Genomic DNA, 20,026 nt, shown 5'->3' with positions numbered 1-20,026 from the left:
CCTGCTATGATTGACGTTAAACCAATAATCCCGCTGCTTTCACCACTGCATGAATGGCTTTTTCTTCGGTGGATTTAATGGTTTCTTCGTTCGGAATTTCCTGTTGGGTACGATTAACAATGGCACCGGCTATCATGCCTGCCCGCAGACCCAAGGCGGAACACATGGTGAACAAGGTGGCGGATTCCATTTCATAATTCATCACGTGCAATTCCTGCCATTGTTTGAGTGAGCCTTGGAAGTGGCGATAGATTTTGCCGGTAAAGGTGTCGTAACGTTCTTGCCCCGGATAGAAGGTGTCTGACGAGGCGGTGATGCCCACATGGACGTGGTTGCCCGCGTCTTCTGTCGCTACGTTATACAACGCATTGGTGCATGCAAAGTCGGCGACTGCCGGATATTCCAACGGCGCAAAGTGACGGCTGGCGCCATCTAAACGTACCGCGCCGGTGGTGATTAATAAATCGCCGACATTAATGTGCGGTTGAATGGCACCGGTGGTACCGATACGCAAGAAAGTACGTACGCCCAGTTGTGCCAATTCTTCCACGGCAATAGAAACGGAAGGTCCGCCGATACCGGTGGAGCAAACCACCACGGCGTGTTCGTCAATATAACCGAGCCAAGAAGTGAATTCGCGGGTGGCGGCAAGGAATTTCGGGCGATTTAATAAGCGGGCGATACGTTCAACCCGTTCCGGTGCACCGGGCACAATGGCTAATTTGGCGCCGTCTAACATGGCTTTGGTTAAGCCGAGGTGAAATACGTCTGACATAATTTTCTCCTTTTATGTAAGGTATTGTCCTTTTTAAGGTTTAATGTCACGCAAAATCGGATTTTGCATGGAAATTAAGGTTTCTGTGGATTGAATTTCATCAATTAACTGAATTTTTGCCGATAACACAAAATGTAATTCGGCGATGGTGTGCGTCATAACTTTAATAAAAATGGAGTAGTTGCCGGTGGTGTAATACGCTTCCACCACTTCATCGATGGTTTCCAGCTTTTTGATCACTTTGTCATAATCTTTGGCGGATTTCAGAATAATGCCGATAAAACCACACACATCATAACCCAGCTTGCGTTCGTTAATGCGCACTTTGGTGCCTTCAATTACACCGGATTGACGCATTTTTTCCACCCGCACATGAATCGTGCCGGGACTCACGCCGAAGTTTTTCGCCATTTCCGCATAAGGCGTGCGGGCATCCCGCGTTAACACGCGCAATATTTGCTGATCTAAATTATCAATATTGTGCATAGTATACTCCTTGTTTAAAAATATTTTAATAAAATAAAGAATAAATTATATTTCATCTAAATAATGCCAGTTTTATATTTGTTTTTGTCGAATTATATTGCATTAAGTTTGATGAATATGCAAAATCAGCGCCGTTACTTTAAATGAAAAAATAGGGGTATAACGATGAAAAAGACATTTATTTTACAGCAACAAGAAATCAGCTTTGTGAAAAACACATTCACACAAAATCTTATTGAACAACTTGGCATTATTGAAGTTCAGGGACCTATCTTAAGCCAAGTGGGTAATGGTATGCAAGATAACTTATCCGGTATTGAAAAAGCGGTACAGGTTCACGTCAAACAAATTCCGGGCGTGGTTTTTGAAGTTGTGCATTCCTTGGCAAAATGGAAACGTCACACCCTTGCCCGCTTCCATTTTAAAGAAAACGAAGGCTTATTCGTGCACATGAAAGCTTTGCGCCCTGATGAAGATTCTCTCGACCCGACGCACTCGATTTATGTGGATCAATGGGACTGGGAAAAAGTGATTCCGGAAGGTCGTCGCAATTTTGCCTATTTGAAAGAAACCGTGAATGCCATTTATCGCGCCATTCGTTTAACCGAATTGGCGGTGGAAGCCCGCTTTGACATCCCGTCAATTTTGCCGAAACACATCACTTTTGTGCATACCGAAGATTTGGTGCAACGCTATCCAAACCTCAGCGGCAAAGAGCGTGAAAACGCCATCTGTAAGGAATACGGCGCGGTCTTTTTAATCGGTATCGGCGGTAACTTATCCGACGGCAAACCGCACGACGGTCGTGCACCGGATTACGACGACTGGACCACCGAGTCGGAAAACGGCTACAAAGGGTTAAACGGTGACATTTTGGTGTGGAACGAACAACTCGGCACCGCCTTTGAGCTTTCTTCCATGGGAATTCGCGTAGATGAAGCGGCATTACGTTTGCAAGTGGGCTTAACCGGCGACGAAGACCGTTTAACCATGGATTGGCACCAAGAGTTGCTGCAAGGTAAATTGCCATTGACCATCGGTGGCGGTATCGGTCAATCCCGCATGGCAATGTTCCTGCTGCGCAAAAAACACATCGGCGAAGTGCAATCCAGCGTCTGGCCGGAAGAAATGCTGGAACAATATCAGCATATCCTCTAATCTGAAACAAAAAAGTGCGGTGGGTTTTAAAAACGTTTTTTAAAACGACCGCACTTTATGCTTCCACAAACCCCAAAGCGGTTTCTACTACCTCAATACCGGCGCCTTCTTTATAGGCGTTTTCGCTTAAATAGCGGCGCCATTGGCGGGCGCCTTTACAGTGTTGGAAAGCGCTGAGTATATGGCGCACGATGTGGTTGAGATACACGCCCCGGCTGAGTTGTTGTTCAATGTAAGGGAGCATTTTTTCCACGGCTTCGCGTGGGGTGACAATTGGGGCGTTGGCATTGAACAATGCCTGATCGATGTAGCCAAGCAACGACGGATTTTGATAGGCTTCGCGCCCCACCATCACGCCGTCCACCCGCTGCAAATGCTGTTGCATTTCGTCAATGGTTTTAATGCCGCCGTTAATGCTGATGAGCAAGTGGGGAAAATCCCGTTTCAGTTGATACACCCGTTCGTAATCCAGCGGCGGAATTTCGCGGTTTTGTTTCGGGCTTAAGCCGGAAAGCCAGGCTTTGCGCGCGTGTACGATAAATTCTCGGCAGCCTGCTTGTTGCACTTTTTCAATGAAATCGCAAAGAAAGTCGTAGCTGTCGAAATCGTCGATGCCGATACGGGTTTTCACCGTCACCGGAATGCGCACCGCTTCTTGCATTTGTTGTACGCACTCGGCGACCAGCTCCGCCTTTGCCATTAAACAGGCGCCGAACATGCCGTTTTGCACGCGATCGGACGGGCAGCCCACGTTCAGGTTAATTTCCTGATAGCCCCGTTGTTCCGCCAATTGGGCGCAATGTTTGAGTTGGGCAGGGTCGCTGCCGCCCAGTTGTAACGCCACAGGCTGTTCCGCCGGGTCAAAATCGAGATGATCATATTTGGCGTGGATGATGGCTTGTGTCGTCACCATTTCCGTGTAAAGCAAGGCATGGCGGGAAAATTGGCGGTGGAAATAACGGCAATGGCGCGTCGTCCAGTCCAACATGGGTGCCACGGCGAAGCGTCCGCGATAAAAGTGCGGTGGGTTTTGAGGCATGTTTACGAGTTGTCCTTCATGTCTTGTTGCATTTCTTCTTGAATCCGATGGCGGAAGCGCCCCGCCGCAAAATGATAGAACGGCTTCGGATTAAATTGGCGTGAAATAATGGAGGAAATCAGGCAGCAAATCAATAGCCAAATCAGCACGGGCTGGCAGCCGGTCATTTCCATTACGATGACGCTGGCGGTGACCGGCGATTGGGTGGCGCCCGCCAGAAATGCCGCCATACACAGCAGCACCAGCAGACGTTGGTCAATTAAGCCGTCGGTGAGGGTTGCCACTTGCACGCCAAGCCCCGCGCCGATGGTCAGAGACGGCGTGAAGATGCCGCCCGCGATGCCCGTCCAGTAAGTACCCACTGTGGCGAATAATTTCATGATGCCGATGTCGGTTTGCATGGCTTGTCCGTCGAGGGCTTGGGTCACCACATGATAGCCTGTGCCGTAGGTTTGCCCGTTGGTGTACAGCCCAAGTGCGGTCAGAATTAAGCCCAAAATGAAGGCGGTATAAATGGGATGATTGCGCACCCAGCCACGGCATAAATTCGGCAAAACGCCGCCAACGCCTTTTGCCAGCAGGCGGGCGAAAATGCCGCCGAACACCCCGCAAACCACGCCACACAGCAAAACCCATAAATACAAATAAGGAATGTCGGTGACGCCGTGGTATTTAGGAAAGTAGGGATTGTTGCCGTCGATTGCGACTAAAATGAAACCTGCCGCCAATACGCCCAGCAGCACCCGCCGTTCCCAGCGTAATAATACGCCGCGACCCAGTTCTTCAATGGCGAAGATCACCCCGGCTAACGGCGCGTTAAATGCCGCCGCCAACCCGCCCGCGGCGCCCGTTGCCATCAGTTCATTGGCGCTAAGTCCTTTGAATGCCACGCCGTATTGACGACAAAGATTGCCCCACCATAACATCACCGCCGCGCCCACTTGCACGGACGGACCTTCCCGCCCTACGGAAGCACCGAACAGCATGGCTAAAAAGGTGAGGGGAATTTTCCATAAGGTCGGCGCGAATGCCACTAAGCGGGTTTTGTCACTGTTATGGGGCAAGCTGAGAGAGGCAATGACTTGCGGAATACCGCTGCCGCCCACATAAGGCGTGTATTTCAATACGAACCACGCCAGCGCGGCTAACCCGCAAGGCATCACAACCCAAGCGGCGAGGGGATATTGTTGTGTCCATTGGGCGTTCCATTCCAAACCCAAATCCGCCAGTTTGGCGAAACCGAGAGAAAACAGGGAAACCAAGGCGGCGCCGATCATGAGGCAGGAGAATTCGACGGTTTTGTGAGAGAGGCGGTGACTTTGACGTAATTTCTTGTGTAAAACATACCGCACTTTTAGTACGAAGTGGCGTAATGAGGTGATGAAAGCGTTCATTTTTATCGTGAAATTTTAGGCTGTTGTGGTGTTTTATGATCAATTTCTGCGTAAAGCCGAATTTTATACCAATAAATCCCCCTTTGTTAGACATAAGTTCAAAATCTTTACACTGACGCAAAAAATTCGCAATTATATTTTTCACCGCTTCTTTTAGAATACAGTCATTCGCAATCCGCAGTAAGTCGTATGTCGAATAATCAATTTGTTAGTCAATCACTCACATGAATAAGGAGATTATCATGGCTTTCAATCTTAAAAACAGACATTTATTAAGTTTGGTAAATCATTCAGAACGTGAAATTAACTATTTGTTGGATTTATCCCGAGACTTAAAAAGAGCGAAATATGCCGGAACCGAACAACAAAAATTAAAAGGGAAAAACATTGCGTTGATTTTTGAAAAAACCTCCACCCGCACCCGTTGCGCCTTTGAAGTCGCTGCCTATGACCAAGGCGCTCAAGTCACTTACATCGATCCGAATTCCTCCCAAATCGGTCACAAAGAAAGCATGAAAGACACCGCCCGTGTGCTGGGCAGAATGTATGACGCCATTGAATATCGCGGCTTCAAAAAAGAAATTGTGGACGAATTGGCGGAGTATGCCGGCGTGCCGGTGTTTAACGGGTTAACCGATGAATTCCACCCGACCCAAATGCTGGCGGACGTGTTAACCATGATTGAAAACTGCGATAAACCGTTGAGCGAAATCAGCTATGTGTATATCGGCGATGCACGCAACAATATGGGGAATTCCTTATTATTAATCGGTGCCAAACTGGGCATGGACGTACGCATTTGCGGGCCTAAAGCCTTATTACCGGATGCGGGACTGGTTGAAATGTGCGAAGGCTTTGCAAAACAAAGCGGCGCGCGCATTACCGTTACCGACGACATTGATAAAGCAGTGAAAGGCGTGGATTTCGTGCACACCGACGTGTGGGTTTCCATGGGTGAACCGTTAGAAACCTGGGGCGAACGGATTAAATTATTGTTGCCGTATCAAGTGACCCCTGAATTAATGAAACGCACCGGCAATCCGCGGGTGAAATTCATGCACTGCTTGCCGGCGTTTCACAACAGTGAAACCAAAGTGGGTCGTCAAATCGCGGAAAAATACCCGGAACTGGCAAACGGTATTGAAGTCACCGAAGATGTGTTCGAATCCCCGATGAACGTAGCGTTTGAGCAAGCGGAAAACCGTATGCACACCATTAAAGCCGTACTTTACTCCAGCTTAATCTAGGAGGTGCGTATGAGAATCGTCATTGCATTGGGCGGTAATGCGCTGTTACGGCGCGGTGAACCGCTGACGGCGGAGAATCAACGCTTAAACGTGCGTATCGCTTGTGAGCAAATCGCCAAAATTTATCCGAATAATGAATTGGTGATTGCCCATGGGAATGGACCGCAAGTGGGTTTGCTGGCGCTGCAAGGGGCAGCTTATAAAGATGTTCCGACCTATCCGTTAGATGTGTTGGGCGCGGAATCCGTGGGCATGATCGGTTACATGATTCAACAGGAATTGGGTAACTTAGTGCCGTTTGAAGTGCCGTTTGCTACATTGCTTTCCCAAGTGGAAGTGGACATTAACGACCCGGCATTTAAGAACCCGACCAAACCGATTGGTCCGGTGTATTCCAAAGAAGAAGCGGAACGTCTGGCGAAAGAAAAAAATTGGTCTATCGCACAAGATGGCGATAAATATCGTCGCGTTGTGCCAAGCCCGTTACCAAAACGAATTTTTGAAATTCGTCCGGTGAAATGGTTGCTGGAAAAGGGCAGTATTGTCATTTGCGCCGGTGGTGGCGGCATTCCGACTTACTACGATGAACAGCATAATCTGCAAGGGGTTGAAGCGGTTATCGACAAAGATTTATGCTCCGCATTGTTGGCGGAAAATCTGGACGCGGATTTGTTCATTATTGCCACCGATGTATCTGCTGTGTTTGTAGATTGGGGCAAACCGACACAAAAAGCGATTGCTTTGGCTCCGCCTGATGAAATTGAAAAATTAGCTTTTGCTGCCGGTTCCATGGGACCGAAGGTGCAAGCGGCGGTAAATTTTGCACGTCATACGGGAAAAGATGCAGTCATCGGATCACTTTCTGACATTGTTGATATTGTGAAAGGCAAGGCCGGTACACGCATTACCAATAAGGCGAAAGAGATCTCTTATTATTCATAATAATAAAAGCACTTTGAAAAATTCAGCGGTTCAAAGTAAAATGCGCGGCTGGCGTAACTGATAGAAAGTTACGCCAACTTGCCAAACAAAACTGTTGTATTGACGAGGAGTCTGTTATGGAAGCGTCTACTCAAAAAAAGACCTTTAATTTCCCATCGGCATTTACGATTTTATTCTTTATTCTCATCCTTGCTGTGGGACTCACCTGGGTTATTCCGTCAGGTTCATATTCTAAATTGACTTATAGTATGACTGACAAAATGTTTGTAGTGAAGACCTATGGCGAACAAGATAAAACCTATCCTGCCACCGAAGAAACATTAAATAACCTCAATATCAAAATCAAGCTTTCCAATTTCACCGAAGGTGTCATTAAGAAACCTATCGCCATTCCGGGCACTTATCAACGAATCGAACAACACTACAAAGGCATCAAAGATATTCCGATCAGCATGGTGGAAGGGACCATTGAAGCGGTGGATGTGATGGTCTTTATTTTCGTGCTGGGCGGTATGATAGGGGTCATTAACAAAACGGGCTCCTTTAATGCCGGCTTAATGGCATTGGCGCGGCGCACCAAAGGTAACGAATTCATGATTGTGTTCAGCGTTTCCGTGTTAATGGTGTTAGGCGGTACCACGTGCGGTATTGAAGAAGAAGCTGTGGCGTTTTATCCTATTTTGGTACCGGTATTTTTAGCTTTGGGATACGATGCAATCGTTTGCGTCGGTGCAATTTTCTTAGCCGCTTCCATGGGGACGGCGTTCTCTACCATTAATCCATTCTCAGTAGTTATCGCCTCCAACGCCGCCGGGATTCAATTTACCGAGGGTATCGGATTCCGCACCATTGGCTTAATCTTAGGTTCGGCGTGTGTGATTGCTTATCTTTATTGGTACTGTAAAAAAGTGAAAGCCGATCCGAGTTTTTCATATACTTATGAGGATAGAGAAGAGTTTCGTCATCGTTATATGAAGAATTTTGATCCGAATGTGGTGGTGGAATTTACCCTCAGAAGAAAACTTATCCTGATTTTATTCTGTATCGCGTTCCCAATGATGATCTGGGGCGTGATGGCGGGCGGTTGGTGGTTCCCGCAAATGGCGGCATCTTTCTTATCCATCACCATTATCATCATGTTTATCAGTGGGTTGAAAGAAAAAGACATTGTGGAATCCTTTACCGAAGGGGCATCGGAATTGGTCGGCGTGTCGCTCATTATCGGCTTGGCGCGCGGAGTAAACCTTGTCTTAGAGCAAGGCATGATTTCCGACACGATTTTAGATTATATGTCTAACTTGGTGAGTGGAATGCCGGGCAGTATCTTTATCCTGGGTCAGTTGATCGTTTTCGTCTTCCTCGGACTGATTGTGCCGTCTTCCTCCGGTTTAGCGGTGCTTTCCATGCCGATTATGGCGCCGCTTGCCGACGCCGTTGGTATTCCACGCGACATCGTGGTTTCCGCCTACAACTGGGGGCAATATGCCATGTTGTTCCTGGCGCCGACCGGCTTGGTGTTGGTGACTTTGCAAATGTTGCATATTCCGTTCAACAAGTGGGTGAAGTTTGTCTTACCGATGATTGGTTGTTTGTTGGTTATCGGCGCGACCTTGTTGGTCATCCAGGTTTCTTTATATAGTGTTTAACCGCGGGGCATGAAAAGACCACCCGTATCGCAGATTTTTACGGGTGGTCTTGCTATAATCCGTCAGTCTTTTTTTATAAAAGGATTTTCTATGCGAAAGAAACTGTTTGATAACATTGATACGCGCATTCTTAAGGCATTGCAGCGCAACGGAAGATTGCCAAATAACGAGCTTGCCAAAGAAGTCGGCTTATCCAATTCCGCCTGTCTGCGTCGGGTGAACCAGTTGGAAGAAAGCGGTGTTATTGATGGTTATGCAGCGTTATTACATCCCAAAAAACTGAATTGCAATTTGTTGGTTTATGTACAGGGCACGTTTTTTGAAGAAGATCCGGAACTCAAAGAGCGGTTCATTTTTGAAGTGAAATTAATTCCGCAAATTACTGAATGTCATCTGATGGCGGGCAGTTACGATTTCATTTTAAAAATGTGGGTTTCCGATTTGGAAGAATTCAACAGTATAAAAAATAAATATCTCACCAAAGACATCGGAATTAAAACCTTAAAATCCGAAGTGTCGCTGAAAACGGTTAAATCCACGACGGAATTGCCGTTGTAGCGTTGGGGGAACGAAAAAGTGCGGTCATTTTTTTAAGCGTTTTTTATATCAACAAAATGGGTCTATCGTTATAGACCCATTGTTTTATTCGACGGAATCAGATCCGTTCGACAATCACTGAAATGCCTTCCCCGCCGCCGATACACAGGGTCGCCAGACCGAGCTTTTTGTCTTTCTCAATGAGATTGTGCAGCAGCGTCACCAGAATTCTGGCGCCGCTGGCGCCGATAGGGTGACCCAGCGAGATGGCACCACCGTGGATATTGGTTTTCTCCATATTGAAATGCAGTTCTCTGCCGACGCCGAGGAATTGCGAGGCGAAGGCTTCGTTCGCTTCGATCAGGTCAATATCGTCGAGCGTCAATCCCGCTTTGCGCAGCGCTTTCTGGGTTGCCGGCACCGGCCCCAATCCCATCACGGCAGGATCGACTCCTGCACTGGCGTAACCGCGGATACGGGCGAGCGGTTTCAGTCCTAATGCGTTCGCTTTGCTTTCGCTCATTAACAATAACGCGGCGGCGCCGTCGTTAATACCGGAGGCGTTACCGGCGGTGACGGTGCCGTCTTTTTTGAATGCCGGTCTTAACTTCGCCAGCCCTTCCGCTGTGGTGTCGGGTTTCGGGTATTCGTCGCGGGAGACAGCGATGTCGCCTTTGCGGGTTTTCACGGTGACAGATACGATTTCTTTGTCGAATACGCCGTTTTGCACCGCTTGAGAGGCAAGGGTTTGCGAACGCAGCGCAAGCTGATCCTGTTCCTCACGGCTGATACCGTATTGTTCGGCGATATTTTCCGCCGTAATGCCCATGTGGTAATGGTTTATGGCGCACGTCAGACCGTCTTCGATCATGCTGTCGCGCAACGGCAGATTGCCCATTCTGACGCCGGAACGGATTTTATGATCCAGAATGTACGGCGCTTGGCTCATACTTTCCATGCCGCCGGCCGCCACGATGTCGGCGTCGCCGCTGGCAATGGCTTGCGCGCCCAACGCCACGCTTTTTAAGCCCGAACCGCAGACTTTATTGACAGTGTAGGACGGAATTCCCTTCGCCACGCCCGCTTTGAGTGCAGCTTGACGGGCAGGGTTTTGTCCGATACCGGCTTGCAGCACGTTACCCATAATCACTTCGTTGACCAAGGCGCTGTCGATGTCTGCGCGGTTGATCACTTCTTTGATCACGGTAGCGCCTAGATCAACCGCACTGACGGCGGCAAGACTGCCGTTAAAGCTGCCGATCGGCGTTCTGACCGCGCTGACGATAACGATATTTTCCATATTTGTATCCTCTTAATTTAAAAGAAATATAATCCGATGAGAAAGATCGGGGTGGTGAAGATAAGTGCGGTCATACAGAATCCCATAATATCCCGTACCCCAAGCCCTGCGATGCCCAACGCCGGTAACGCCCAGAACGGTTGCGCCATGTTCATCCATTGTTCACCGTAGGCAATTGCCATAGTGGATTTGCCCAGATCTGCGCCCAACGCCTGTGCCGCCGGAATGACGAACGGCCCTTGAATCACCCAGTGCCCGCCGCCGGACGGCACGGCGAAGTTGATTAATGCGGAGCTGAAGAAGGTCAGCACCGGGAAGGTGTCTTTATTGGCGATGTTAATAAAGAATTCGGTGATGAGTCCGCCGAGCCCCGAATGTTCCATCATTAATTGCACGCCAGCGTAGAATGGGAATTGAATGAGAATGCCGGCGGTGCTGCGGGTGGCATTCAGAATCGCGCGCATATACGCCATCAGCGAACCGTGTAATACGATGCCGGTAATCAGGAAAATGAGGTTGACGTTGTTAATGGTGAGATTGAAGCCGTTTTTATGGAAATACATGGCAAGATAGCCGTAACCCAACGCACCGATGGCGTAGGCGAGCAGCCGGCTTTCTTCCATTTTCTCCGCTACCGTCGCGTTCTGATCCAGTTTTTTGGTAAATTCGGGATCTGGCGCCAGCAATGTCGGATCGATACTTTTCACTTCGCCGCTTTTCGGCATCATCATGTAGGTGATAAACGGCAAACAGAGTATCAGACAGCCGGTGATAAAGAGGTTATAGCTTGAGAACAGCGTTTCGGTCGCCGGAATAATGCCTTGCGGATTGCTTTCCGTCACCATAATGTGCGCCACCGGATTTCCCGGGGTCGCTGCCAGTAACGGCATGGAACCCGACAAACCGCCGCCCCATGTTATAAAGGCGATATAGGCGCAGGCGATTAACAAGGCGTAGTCGCTGCCTTTCACCCGCCGCGCCACTTCTTTGGCGAACATCGCGCCGACCACTAAGCCGAAGCCCCAGTTGATAATACAGGCGATAGAACCCATGAAGGTGACGAGCACCACGCCTTGTGCCGGTGTTTTTGCCAGCGATGCCATGGTAGTCAGGAAGGACTTGATTTGCGGCGAAGTCGCCAAGGCATTTCCCGTCACCACAATCAACGCCATTTGCATACCGAAAGCGAGCAGATTCCAGAACCCGTCACCCCACATGTTGACCAGGTCAACAGGCGTGCTGTCCGTTAAACATAACGCACACACGAAGGTGATAAAGGTAAGCAACACGGCGAAGATTAGCGGATCCGGCAGATATTTGCTGACCAGTGCGGTCATAAAACGAGATACGCGGCTAATCATGACTACATTCCTTTTTGGCTGATATGCATTTCTTTGAAATCGTCGGAGACAATGAAATCCGCTTCCGTTTTGCCTCGAATCGTGTCTAAATCGACATCGGGTGCGTGTTCTTTAAGCACTAACTGATCGTCGATAAAGCGGAATACCGCCAATTCGGTAACGACCATGGTGACTTTATTGCGCGCTGTTAACGGTAAGGTGCATTGTTTCAGAATCTTGGAACTTCCCGATTTGGCACAGTGTTCCATGCCGATGATCACTTTGCGGGAACCGGTCACTAAATCCATTGCACCGCCCATGCCCGGCACCATTTTGCCCGGCACCATCCAGTTGGCGAGGTTGCCTTGTTGATCCACTTCCAGACCGCCTAACACGCAGGCATCCACGTGACCGCCGCGAATCAAGGCGAAAGAGAATGCGCTGTCGAAGGTGGCGCCGCCCGCTTTAATGCCGCAAGGTTGTCCGCCCGCGTTGACCAGATTGGGATTCGGATACTCGGGATCCAATGCGGTTAATCCCATGAAACCGTTTTCCGATTGCAATGTAATATCGACGTCGTCGGGCAAATAATTCGCCACTTGGGTCGGTAAGCCGATGCCTAAGTTTACGATATCACCGTCGTTGAGTTCCATTGCGATACGGCGTGCGATTAATTCTTTTGCGTTCATGACAGTTCTCCTTATTCCGGGTAAACGATATAGTCCACCAGTGCGGCGGGGGTGACGACGGCGTCCGGTGAAATATCGCCGGTTTTTACGACTTGGTCGGCTTGGACAATGACGGTTTTGGAGGCGAGTGCAATGAGAGGATTGAAGTTTTGTGCGGATAATTCATAGACAAGGTTGCCGGCTTCATCGGCTTTTTTTGCCCGAACAATGGCAAGGTCGGCTTTTAACGGTAATTCAATCAGGTGTTCGACGCCGTTTATCTGAATTTTCTGTTTGCCTTCCTCCACCACGGTGCCGACGCCGGTCGGTGTGAGAATGCCGCCTAATCCAGCGCCGCCCGCCCGAACCCGTTCGGCTAACGTGCCTTGCGGAACCAGTTCGACGTCAATTTCGCCGGCAATCATTTTTTTGCCGGTTTCCGGATTGGTGCCGATATGCGAGGCGATAACCCGTTTCACCTGATTGTTGGTGATTAACGGCCCGACGCCGGTATCGACGAATGCGGTATCGTTACCGATCAGGGTGAGATCTTTAACGCCCGAATCAAGAATTTCCTTAACCAGCTTTTCCGGTGTGCCGATACCCATAAAGCCACCGAACATAATGCTCATTCCATCATGTAAATGATTTTTTACATCTGATAGATCAATTCTTTTTTTAGTCATAATGACCCTCCGAATGTTTAATAAAATTTATAATGAAGTCGAGATGTAAACTGCCATGCAGAAATCGATTAAAAAGGGGAGCGTTGTAAGTAATGCTATTTTTCCCTCCTTTTTTATGTGTGAATTCGTCGGACTTGGTGAGCTGAAATTAGCAAAAATTTTTTCAGAAAAGAAATATATCTTTTTGAAAGGGGTATAAGCTATACTTATAGGTCGCCGGTGGGAGCACCGCTTTACATGGACGGGCGAAAGGCTCATTGTGGAGGAAGATGACATGGATATTCGACATTTACGCTATTTCGTTTCAATCGTGGATAACGACTTCAATCTGAGCAGGGCTTCATTGAATCTCTACGTTTCTCAGCCTGCGCTGAGCATGATGATCAGCGATTTTGAAAATAAGGAAGGGGTGCAGTTGTTTAAACGGGCGCAGGGGAAAATTGTCGGATTAACTTATGTGGGCGAAAATTACTACCGCGATGCCAAAGAGGTTATAAAAAAATATAATGAAATGCACTCAAATCTGCATAAGTCGATCGAGCAGATAAAGGGGCATATTTCAATTGGCATACCGCCGTTGATCCTGTCCGTCGTTTTTTCCGAAGTCATGCCGAAACTGATTCTGGACAATCCGGAGATTAATTTCACGATTAAGGAATTGGGCGCTTATTTATTAAAAAGCGATCTGTTGTTGGAAAATATCGATTTCGCCGTTCTGTTAAATCCGGAAAGAATTTCTAAAAACATCATAGAATCTTACGAAATACACCGTTCGGAACTCTCCCTGTTCTTATCGCCCAAGCATCATTTATCCGCAAAAGAGAACATTACATGGCGCGATCTGCACGGCGAAAAGATAGTGATTTTTGATCAGACGTTTATGATTCATCATCAATTGGTCGAATCTTTTGAACGGCATAATGTCTATCCGAATATCGTCTTGAAATCGAGTTCGTGGGACTTTTTGTTAAACTCGGTAAAAATTAACGAAAGCCTATTAACGATTTTGCCTTTGCCGATGTACGAACAATATAAATCGACGGAATTCATTTGCCGGAGAATGGAAGAAGCCATTCCTTGGAGTGTAACCTTGTGCCGCTTAAAGAAAAATTGCTATACCAATGTTGAAGAATACATTTTCGATTCGCTGTTAAAGGCGTTTAAACCGTAATTTACCGCCTTATCTTCACAAAGCGCTTGCAAAGTGGGGTCGGTTTCAGTAAAATTTGCGGGCTTTGATTATTGAAGCCGTTTAGTGTAATCATTTATTAAACGGGTATTACGACAGGTAATACTAACAATGTTCCCGATTTGGGAGCTAAATAAACAGGTAGCTTGCACCTCCTTTTCTTGTTGTTTTGATGTAAGAATTGTGATGGTGTTAGTTTTTTTATTAGCTAAATTTATTGGAGCTCTGGTCTCATGCAGAACCAAAGAATCCGTATCCGTCTTAAAGCGTTTGATCATCGTTTAATCGATCAATCCACGGCGGAGATCGTTGAAACAGCTAAACGTACCGGTGCACAAGTGCGTGGTCCGATTCCTTTACCAACTCGTAAAGAGCGTTTCACAGTATTGATTTCTCCACACGTAAACAAAGATGCGCGTGACCAATATGAAATCCGTACTCACAAACGTTTAGTTGATATTGTTGAGCCAACAGAGAAAACTGTTGATGCATTGATGCGTTTAGACTTGGCTGCCGGCGTTGACGTGCAGATCAGCCTAGGTTAATTAAGAGGTTATTACAATGATTGGTTTAGTCGGTCGTAAAGTCGGTATGACCCGTATCTTCAATGAAGACGGCGTGTCAGTACCGGTTACCGTTATCGAAATCGAAGCCAACCGCGTAACTCAAGTTAAAACTCTTGAAAACGATGGCTATACTGCAGTTCAAGTTACAACCGGTTCTAAAAAAGCGAGCCGTGTGACTAAGCCTGAAGCTGGTCATTTCGTGAAAGCCGGTGTTGAAGCCGGTCGCGGTTTATGGGAATTTCGTACTGAAGGTGAAGAATTCACTTTAGGTCAAGAAATTAATGTTGACATCTTTGCAGATGTTAAAAAAGTCGATGTTACCGGTACATCTAAAGGTAAAGGCTTCCAAGGTGGTGTTAAACGTTGGAACTTCCGCACTCAAGATGCTACCCACGGTAACTCTTTATCACATCGTGTCCTTGGTTCTATTGGTCAAAACCAAACTCCGGGCCGTGTGTTTAAAGGCAAAAAAATGGCAGGACACTTAGGTAATGAGCGTGTAACCGTTCAATCACTTGAAGTTGTTCGTGTAGATGCTGAGCGTAAATTGCTATTAGTGAAAGGCGCCGTTCCTGGTGCTACCGGTAGTGATGTTATCGTTAAGCCGGCAGTTAAAGCATAGGTCTGGGAGATAGAGATGGAATTACAAGTTGTAGGTGCTAACGCACTCACTGTTTCTGAAACTACCTTCGGCCGTGAGTTTAACGAAGCATTGATTCACCAAGTTGTTGTTGCTTATGCAGCAGGTGCCCGTCAAGGTTCTCGTGCACAAAAAACTCGTGCTGAAGTGTCCGGTTCAGGTAAAAAACCTTGGCGTCAAAAAGGTACAGGTCGCGCTCGTTCAGGTGATATTAGATCACCAATTTGGCGTTCCGGTGGTGTCACTTTCGCAGCGAAACCACAAGATCACAGCCAAAAAGTGAACAAGAAAATGTACCGTGGTGCAATTAAGAGCATTCTTTCCGAGCTTGTTCGTCAAGATCGTTTAGTTGTTGTTGATAAATTTGAAATTGATGCACCAAAAACCAAAGTATTAGTACAAAAATTAAAAGAATTAGCACTGGAAGATGTGTTAATCATCACAGCAAGTTTAGATGAAAATCTATTCTTAGCAGCGCGTAACTTATATAAAGTAGATGTTCGTGATGCTCAAGGTATTGATCCGGTAAGTTTGATCGCTTTCGATAAAGTGGTTGTTACTGTGGATGCTGTGAAGCAAATTGAGGAGATGTTAGCATGAGTCAAGAACGTTTGCTAAAAGTGCTTAAAGCACCGCATATCTCTGAGAAAGCAACAAATAACGCTGAGAAGTCAAACACTATCGTTTTCAAAGTAGCTTTAGATGCAAATAAAGTAGAAATTACTAACGCAGTAGAGCAACTTTTTGAAGTGAAAGTGGATTCCGTTCGTACCGTAGTGGTGAAAGGTAAAACTAAACGCCGTGGTGCTAAGATCGGACGTCGCAGTGACTGGAAAAAAGCTTATGTTACACTTCAAGAAGGACAATCTTTGGACTTCGTTGAAGGTGCAGCAGAGTAATTACGGAGGAGTAGAAGATAATGGCTATCGTTAAATGTAAGCCGACCTCCGCTGGTCGTCGTCATGTTGTTAAAGTTGTTAACCCTGAATTGCACAAAGGTAAACCTTTCGCTGCGCTTTTAGATACTAAATCTAAAACCGGTGGTCGTAACAACTATGGTCGTATTACTACTCGTCACATCGGTGGCGGTCATAAGCAACACTATCGTTTAATTGATTTCAAACGTAATAAATTAGACATTCCTGGTGTTGTTGAGCGTTTAGAATACGATCCGAATCGTTCTGCAAATATCGCTTTAGTGCTTTATAAAGACGGTGAACGTCGTTATATCTTAGCGCCTAAAGGCTTGGCTGCAGGTGATCAAATCCAAGCGGGTGCGCATGCACCAATTAAAGTTGGTAATGCATTACCAATGCGCAATATTCCGGTTGGTTCTACCGTACATAACGTTGAATTAAAACCTGGTAAAGGCGGTCAAATTGCCCGCTCTGCAGGTAGCTATGTACAGATCATCGCCCGTGAAGGTAACTATGTTACTTTACGTCTTCGCTCCGGTGAAATGCGTAAAGTATTAGCTGAGTGTTCTGCAACCATCGGTGAAGTAGGTAACTCAGAGCATATGCTTCGCGTATTGGGTAAAGCAGGTGCTAATCGCTGGAGAGGTGTACGCCCTACAGTTCGTGGTACTGCAATGAACCCGGTAGATCACCCACATGGTGGTGGTGAAGGTCGTAACTTTGGTAAACACCCGGTAACACCTTGGGGCGTTCAAACCAAAGGTAAGAAAACTCGCCATAACAAACGTACTGATAAATATATCGTACGTCGTCGTGGTAAATAATTTTAAATTAATAAGAGGATAAGCCATGCCACGTTCTCTCAAGAAAGGTCCTTTCCTTGACCTACACTTGTTGAAGAAGGTAGAGAAGGCGGTGGAAAGCGGGGATAAAAAACCAATTAAAACCTGGTCCCGTCGTTCAATGATCATTCCATCAATGATCGGATTGACCATCGCAGTCCATAATGGTCGTCAGCATGTTCCTGTTTATGTTTCTGATGAAATGATCGGTCATAAATTAGGCGAATTTGCACCGACTCGTACTTACCGCGGTCATGCTGCGGACAAGAAAGCTAAGAAGTAAGGGGTAAAAGATGGAAACAATTGCAAAACATCGTTACGCTCGCACTTCAGCGCAAAAAGCTCGCTTAGTTGCGGATTTAATCCGTGGTAAGAAAGTTGCTCAAGCATTAGAAATTCTTACTTACACTAATAAAAAAGCCTCAGCTTTAGTGAAGAAAGTTCTTGAGTCAGCTATTGCAAATGCCGAGCACAATGACGGTGCAGATATCGATGATCTTAAAGTTGCGAAGATTTTCGTAGATGAAGGTCCAAGCATGAAACGTGTTATGCCACGTGCTAAAGGTCGTGCAGATCGTATTTTAAAACGTACAAGCCACATTACTGTGGTTGTGTCAGATCGTTAATCGTAGAGGAATAACAATGGGTCAAAAAGTACATCCACATGGTATTCGCCTGGGTATTGTAAAACCTTGGAGCTCTACTTGGTTTGCGAATACACAAGACTTCGCCGATAATCTTGAAGGCGATTTCAAAGTACGTCAATTCTTAAATAAAGAATTAGCGAATGCTTCAGTTTCACGTATTACTATTGAACGTCCTGCAAAGAGCATTCGTGTGACTATTCACACAGCCCGCCCTGGTATCGTAATTGGTAAGAAAGGTGAAGATGTTGAGAAATTGCGTAACGCAGTGGCAAAAATTGCCGGCGTTCCTGCACAAATCAATATTGCTGAAGTGAAAAAACCTGAATTAGATGCAAAATTAGTTGCAGATAGCATCGCTTCACAATTAGAACGTCGTGTAATGTTCCGTCGTGCTATGAAAAAAGCGGTACAAAATGCAATGCGTTTAGGCGCTAAAGGTATCAAAGTTGAAGTTAGCGGTCGTTTAGGCGGTGCAGAAATTGCTCGTTCTGAATGGTATCGTGAAGGTCGTGTACCTCTACATACATTGCGTGCGGACATCGACTATAACACTGCTGAAGCTCATACAACATACGGCGTAATCGGCGTTAAAGTATGGATCTTCAAAGGTGAGATTCTTGGTGGAATGGCTGCGCTAGCGCAACCGGAACAACAACCTACCGACAAGCCTAAAAAGGTTCCGCGCGGTAAAGGTCGTAAGTAAGGAGAATCGCTAAATGTTGCAACCAAAACGTACAAAATTCCGTAAAGTTCACAAAGGCCGTAACCGTGGTATCGCGGGCGGTACAGAAGTTAGCTTCGGTACTTTCGGTTTAAAAGCAGTTGGTCGTGGTCGTTTAACTGCGCGTCAAATTGAAGCCGCTCGTCGTGCTATGACTCGTGCAGTAAAACGTCAAGGTAAAATCTGGATTCGTGTATTCCCGGATAAACCAATTACTGAAAAACCATTAGAAGTCCGTATGGGTAAAGGTAAAGGTAACGTTGAGTACTGGGTAGCCTTAATCCAACCGGGTAAAGTTCTCTATGAAATGGATGGTGTGTCTGAAGAAATCGCAAGAGAAGCATTTGCACTAGCAGCTGCCAAATTGCCGGTTAAGACCACTTTCGTAACTAAGACGGTGATGTAATGAAAGCTCAAGAACTACGTACAAAAAGTGTTGAAGAGCTGAATGCTGAATTGGTTAACTTGTTAGGTGAGCAATTCAAGTTGCGTATGCAAGCAGCCACCGGTCAGCTTCAACAAACCCATCAGTTAAAACAAGTGCGTCGTAGTATTGCACAAATTAAAACTGTTCTAACCGAAAAGGCGGGTGAGTAATGACTGATAAAATTCGTAGCGTGCAAGGTCGTGTTGTAAGTGACAAGATGGAGAAATCTTTCGTTGTTGCTATTGAACGCAAGGTTAAACACCCACTTTATGGCAAGTTTATCCGTCGCACAACCAAACTACATGTGCACGATGAAAACAACGAAGCTAAATTAGGTGATTTAGTAGAAGTTCGCGAATGTCGTCCAATTTCTAAAACTAAATCATGGACTTTAGTTCGTGTAGTTGAGAAAGCAGTAATTGCTTAATTAACGATAAATAGAAGCCGATGATTTTATCATTGGCTTTTTTATTTATAGCTAGACAACGTCTAGCTATAAAAACCGTACGCTATGCATATGGAATCAAAGAGCTTAAGCGGTCAACATAAAAAATCCTCACTATATAAGAATAAGGCTGACAACCCAAATTCAAGATATAGGAGGATAAGTCAATGGTAAGTAAAGCCAATGACGATTCAAGTCTATCACATACCAAATGGAACTGTAAGTATCACATCGTCTTCACCCCGAAATATAGAAGAAAAGCCATTTACGGAAGGCTTAGAACGGATATAGGTAGCATATTAAGGCAGTTATGCGACTATAAAAATGTGGAAATAATAGAAGCGCACGCAATGAAAGAGCATATTCATATGCTTCTAAAAATTCCGCCGAAATTATCGGTATCAAGTTTTATGG

25 protein-coding genes and 1 pseudogene are annotated in these 20,026 nt (G+C 46.4%); 18 read left to right on the top strand and 8 right to left on the bottom strand.

Annotated features, from left to right (window positions below; translation table 11 throughout):
* Window positions 1–16: 16 nt before the first annotated feature.
* Both udp and asnC read right to left on the bottom strand, forming a co-directional pair.
* On the bottom strand, window positions 17–775 hold the full coding sequence (udp, locus tag A3CS_RS0110140) for a uridine phosphorylase (RefSeq protein ID WP_005539464.1): 759 nt from the start codon (window positions 773–775) through the stop codon (window positions 17–19).
* Window positions 776–808: 33 nt separating this feature from the next.
* Window positions 809–1,261, bottom strand: coding sequence for a transcriptional regulator AsnC (gene asnC, locus A3CS_RS0110135; protein ID WP_005548336.1), 453 nt, complete (start codon window positions 1,259–1,261; stop codon window positions 809–811).
* Between the two features lie 165 nt (window positions 1,262–1,426).
* On the opposite strand from asnC, the gene asnA reads away from it, so the two are divergent.
* Window positions 1,427–2,419 (top strand): aspartate--ammonia ligase, encoded by a 993-nt coding sequence (gene asnA, locus A3CS_RS0110130; RefSeq protein WP_005539460.1) that lies wholly within the window; start codon window positions 1,427–1,429, stop codon window positions 2,417–2,419.
* A 55-nt stretch (window positions 2,420–2,474) separates the two neighbouring features.
* Here the strand turns inward: asnA and dusA are convergent, their stop codons facing one another.
* Complete coding sequence (gene dusA, locus A3CS_RS0110125) at window positions 2,475–3,458, bottom strand: tRNA dihydrouridine(20/20a) synthase DusA (RefSeq protein WP_005574861.1); 984 nt, start codon at window positions 3,456–3,458, stop codon at window positions 2,475–2,477.
* Window positions 3,459–3,460: 2 nt separating this feature from the next.
* The gene (locus A3CS_RS0110120; RefSeq protein ID WP_005589215.1) at window positions 3,461–4,852 is read right to left on the bottom strand and encodes a chloride channel protein; all 1,392 of its coding nucleotides are present in this window, start codon (window positions 4,850–4,852) and stop codon (window positions 3,461–3,463) included.
* A gap of 242 nt (window positions 4,853–5,094) precedes the next feature.
* Between A3CS_RS0110120 and A3CS_RS0110115 the strand changes: the two genes are divergently transcribed.
* The 4 genes from A3CS_RS0110115 (at window position 5,095) to A3CS_RS0110100 (ending at window position 9,245) form a co-directional block, all read left to right on the top strand.
* Window positions 5,095–6,099 (top strand): ornithine carbamoyltransferase, encoded by a 1,005-nt coding sequence (locus tag A3CS_RS0110115; RefSeq protein ID WP_005574866.1) that lies wholly within the window; start codon window positions 5,095–5,097, stop codon window positions 6,097–6,099.
* Window positions 6,100–6,108: 9 nt separating this feature from the next.
* Window positions 6,109–7,041: a carbamate kinase gene (gene arcC, locus A3CS_RS0110110; RefSeq protein WP_005545479.1), complete on the top strand. Its 933-nt coding sequence runs from the start codon at window positions 6,109–6,111 to the stop codon at window positions 7,039–7,041.
* Window positions 7,042–7,157: 116 nt separating this feature from the next.
* A complete protein-coding gene (locus tag A3CS_RS0110105; RefSeq protein ID WP_005539441.1) occupies window positions 7,158–8,687 on the top strand; it encodes a YfcC family protein in 1,530 nt (509 codons plus the stop codon).
* 90 nt (window positions 8,688–8,777) lie between these two features.
* Window positions 8,778–9,245, top strand: coding sequence for an Lrp/AsnC family transcriptional regulator (locus A3CS_RS0110100; RefSeq protein WP_005539439.1), 468 nt, complete (start codon window positions 8,778–8,780; stop codon window positions 9,243–9,245).
* 97 nt (window positions 9,246–9,342) lie between these two features.
* On the opposite strand, the gene A3CS_RS0110095 is transcribed toward A3CS_RS0110100, so the two are convergent.
* Genes A3CS_RS0110095 through atoD form a run of 4 tightly spaced genes read right to left on the bottom strand, consistent with a single transcriptional unit; the run spans window position 9,343 to window position 13,218 of the window.
* Window positions 9,343–10,524: an acetyl-CoA C-acetyltransferase gene (locus A3CS_RS0110095; protein WP_005539438.1), complete on the bottom strand. Its 1,182-nt coding sequence runs from the start codon at window positions 10,522–10,524 to the stop codon at window positions 9,343–9,345.
* A 17-nt stretch (window positions 10,525–10,541) separates the two neighbouring features.
* On the bottom strand, window positions 10,542–11,885 hold the full coding sequence (locus tag A3CS_RS0110090; RefSeq protein ID WP_005545480.1) for a TIGR00366 family protein: 1,344 nt from the start codon (window positions 11,883–11,885) through the stop codon (window positions 10,542–10,544).
* A gap of 2 nt (window positions 11,886–11,887) precedes the next feature.
* On the bottom strand, window positions 11,888–12,553 hold the full coding sequence (locus A3CS_RS0110085; RefSeq protein ID WP_005545481.1) for a 3-oxoacid CoA-transferase subunit B: 666 nt from the start codon (window positions 12,551–12,553) through the stop codon (window positions 11,888–11,890).
* 11 nt (window positions 12,554–12,564) lie between these two features.
* Complete coding sequence (atoD, locus tag A3CS_RS0110080; RefSeq protein ID WP_019518461.1) at window positions 12,565–13,218, bottom strand: acetate CoA-transferase subunit alpha; 654 nt, start codon at window positions 13,216–13,218, stop codon at window positions 12,565–12,567.
* A 274-nt stretch (window positions 13,219–13,492) separates the two neighbouring features.
* Between atoD and A3CS_RS0110070 the strand changes: the two genes are divergently transcribed.
* From A3CS_RS0110070 to tnpA, 13 genes and pseudogenes are all read left to right on the top strand, one after another.
* Window positions 13,493–14,389, top strand: a complete 897-nt coding sequence (locus A3CS_RS0110070) for a LysR family transcriptional regulator (RefSeq protein WP_005539430.1) — start codon at window positions 13,493–13,495, stop codon at window positions 14,387–14,389.
* A gap of 251 nt (window positions 14,390–14,640) precedes the next feature.
* The gene (rpsJ, locus tag A3CS_RS0110065) at window positions 14,641–14,952 is read left to right on the top strand and encodes a 30S ribosomal protein S10 (RefSeq protein WP_001181005.1); all 312 of its coding nucleotides are present in this window, start codon (window positions 14,641–14,643) and stop codon (window positions 14,950–14,952) included.
* A gap of 16 nt (window positions 14,953–14,968) precedes the next feature.
* Window positions 14,969–15,595 carry a 50S ribosomal protein L3 gene (gene rplC, locus A3CS_RS0110060; RefSeq protein ID WP_005545484.1) on the top strand — a complete coding sequence of 209 codons (627 nt, stop codon included), beginning with the start codon at window positions 14,969–14,971 and terminating at the stop codon, window positions 15,593–15,595.
* A gap of 15 nt (window positions 15,596–15,610) precedes the next feature.
* Window positions 15,611–16,213 carry a 50S ribosomal protein L4 gene (rplD, locus tag A3CS_RS0110055; RefSeq protein ID WP_005545485.1) on the top strand — a complete coding sequence of 201 codons (603 nt, stop codon included), beginning with the start codon at window positions 15,611–15,613 and terminating at the stop codon, window positions 16,211–16,213.
* A complete protein-coding gene (gene rplW / locus A3CS_RS0110050; RefSeq protein WP_005545486.1) occupies window positions 16,210–16,512 on the top strand; it encodes a 50S ribosomal protein L23 in 303 nt (100 codons plus the stop codon). The genes rplD and rplW overlap by 4 nt, the downstream gene beginning before the upstream one ends.
* Before the next feature lie 20 nt (window positions 16,513–16,532).
* Entirely contained in the window at window positions 16,533–17,354 is an 822-nt protein-coding gene (gene rplB / locus A3CS_RS0110045; protein WP_005545487.1) for a 50S ribosomal protein L2, read from the top strand.
* Window positions 17,355–17,379: 25 nt separating this feature from the next.
* The gene (gene rpsS, locus A3CS_RS0110040) at window positions 17,380–17,655 is read left to right on the top strand and encodes a 30S ribosomal protein S19 (RefSeq protein ID WP_005539416.1); all 276 of its coding nucleotides are present in this window, start codon (window positions 17,380–17,382) and stop codon (window positions 17,653–17,655) included.
* A gap of 10 nt (window positions 17,656–17,665) precedes the next feature.
* Entirely contained in the window at window positions 17,666–17,998 is a 333-nt protein-coding gene (rplV, locus tag A3CS_RS0110035) for a 50S ribosomal protein L22 (protein WP_005539363.1), read from the top strand.
* Between the two features lie 16 nt (window positions 17,999–18,014).
* A complete protein-coding gene (rpsC, locus tag A3CS_RS0110030; protein ID WP_005545489.1) occupies window positions 18,015–18,722 on the top strand; it encodes a 30S ribosomal protein S3 in 708 nt (235 codons plus the stop codon).
* Between the two features lie 13 nt (window positions 18,723–18,735).
* On the top strand, window positions 18,736–19,146 hold the full coding sequence (rplP, locus tag A3CS_RS0110025) for a 50S ribosomal protein L16 (RefSeq protein ID WP_005539359.1): 411 nt from the start codon (window positions 18,736–18,738) through the stop codon (window positions 19,144–19,146).
* Window positions 19,146–19,337 (top strand): 50S ribosomal protein L29, encoded by a 192-nt coding sequence (gene rpmC, locus A3CS_RS0110020; RefSeq protein ID WP_005539356.1) that lies wholly within the window; start codon window positions 19,146–19,148, stop codon window positions 19,335–19,337. Before rplP ends, rpmC begins: the two co-directional genes overlap by 1 nt.
* Window positions 19,337–19,594 carry a 30S ribosomal protein S17 gene (gene rpsQ / locus A3CS_RS0110015; protein ID WP_005539352.1) on the top strand — a complete coding sequence of 86 codons (258 nt, stop codon included), beginning with the start codon at window positions 19,337–19,339 and terminating at the stop codon, window positions 19,592–19,594. Before rpmC ends, rpsQ begins: the two co-directional genes overlap by 1 nt.
* Before the next feature lie 185 nt (window positions 19,595–19,779).
* Window positions 19,780–20,026: pseudogene (tnpA, locus tag A3CS_RS0110010) on the top strand (IS200/IS605-like element ISAac1 family transposase); the annotation flags it as partial.

This window comes from Aggregatibacter actinomycetemcomitans DSM 8324 (assembly GCF_000372365.1).
GTDB classification, from domain to species: domain Bacteria; phylum Pseudomonadota; class Gammaproteobacteria; order Enterobacterales; family Pasteurellaceae; genus Aggregatibacter; species Aggregatibacter actinomycetemcomitans.
Note: the sequence above shows the minus strand (reverse complement) of the source record. Positions and strands in the feature narration are given on the sequence as shown.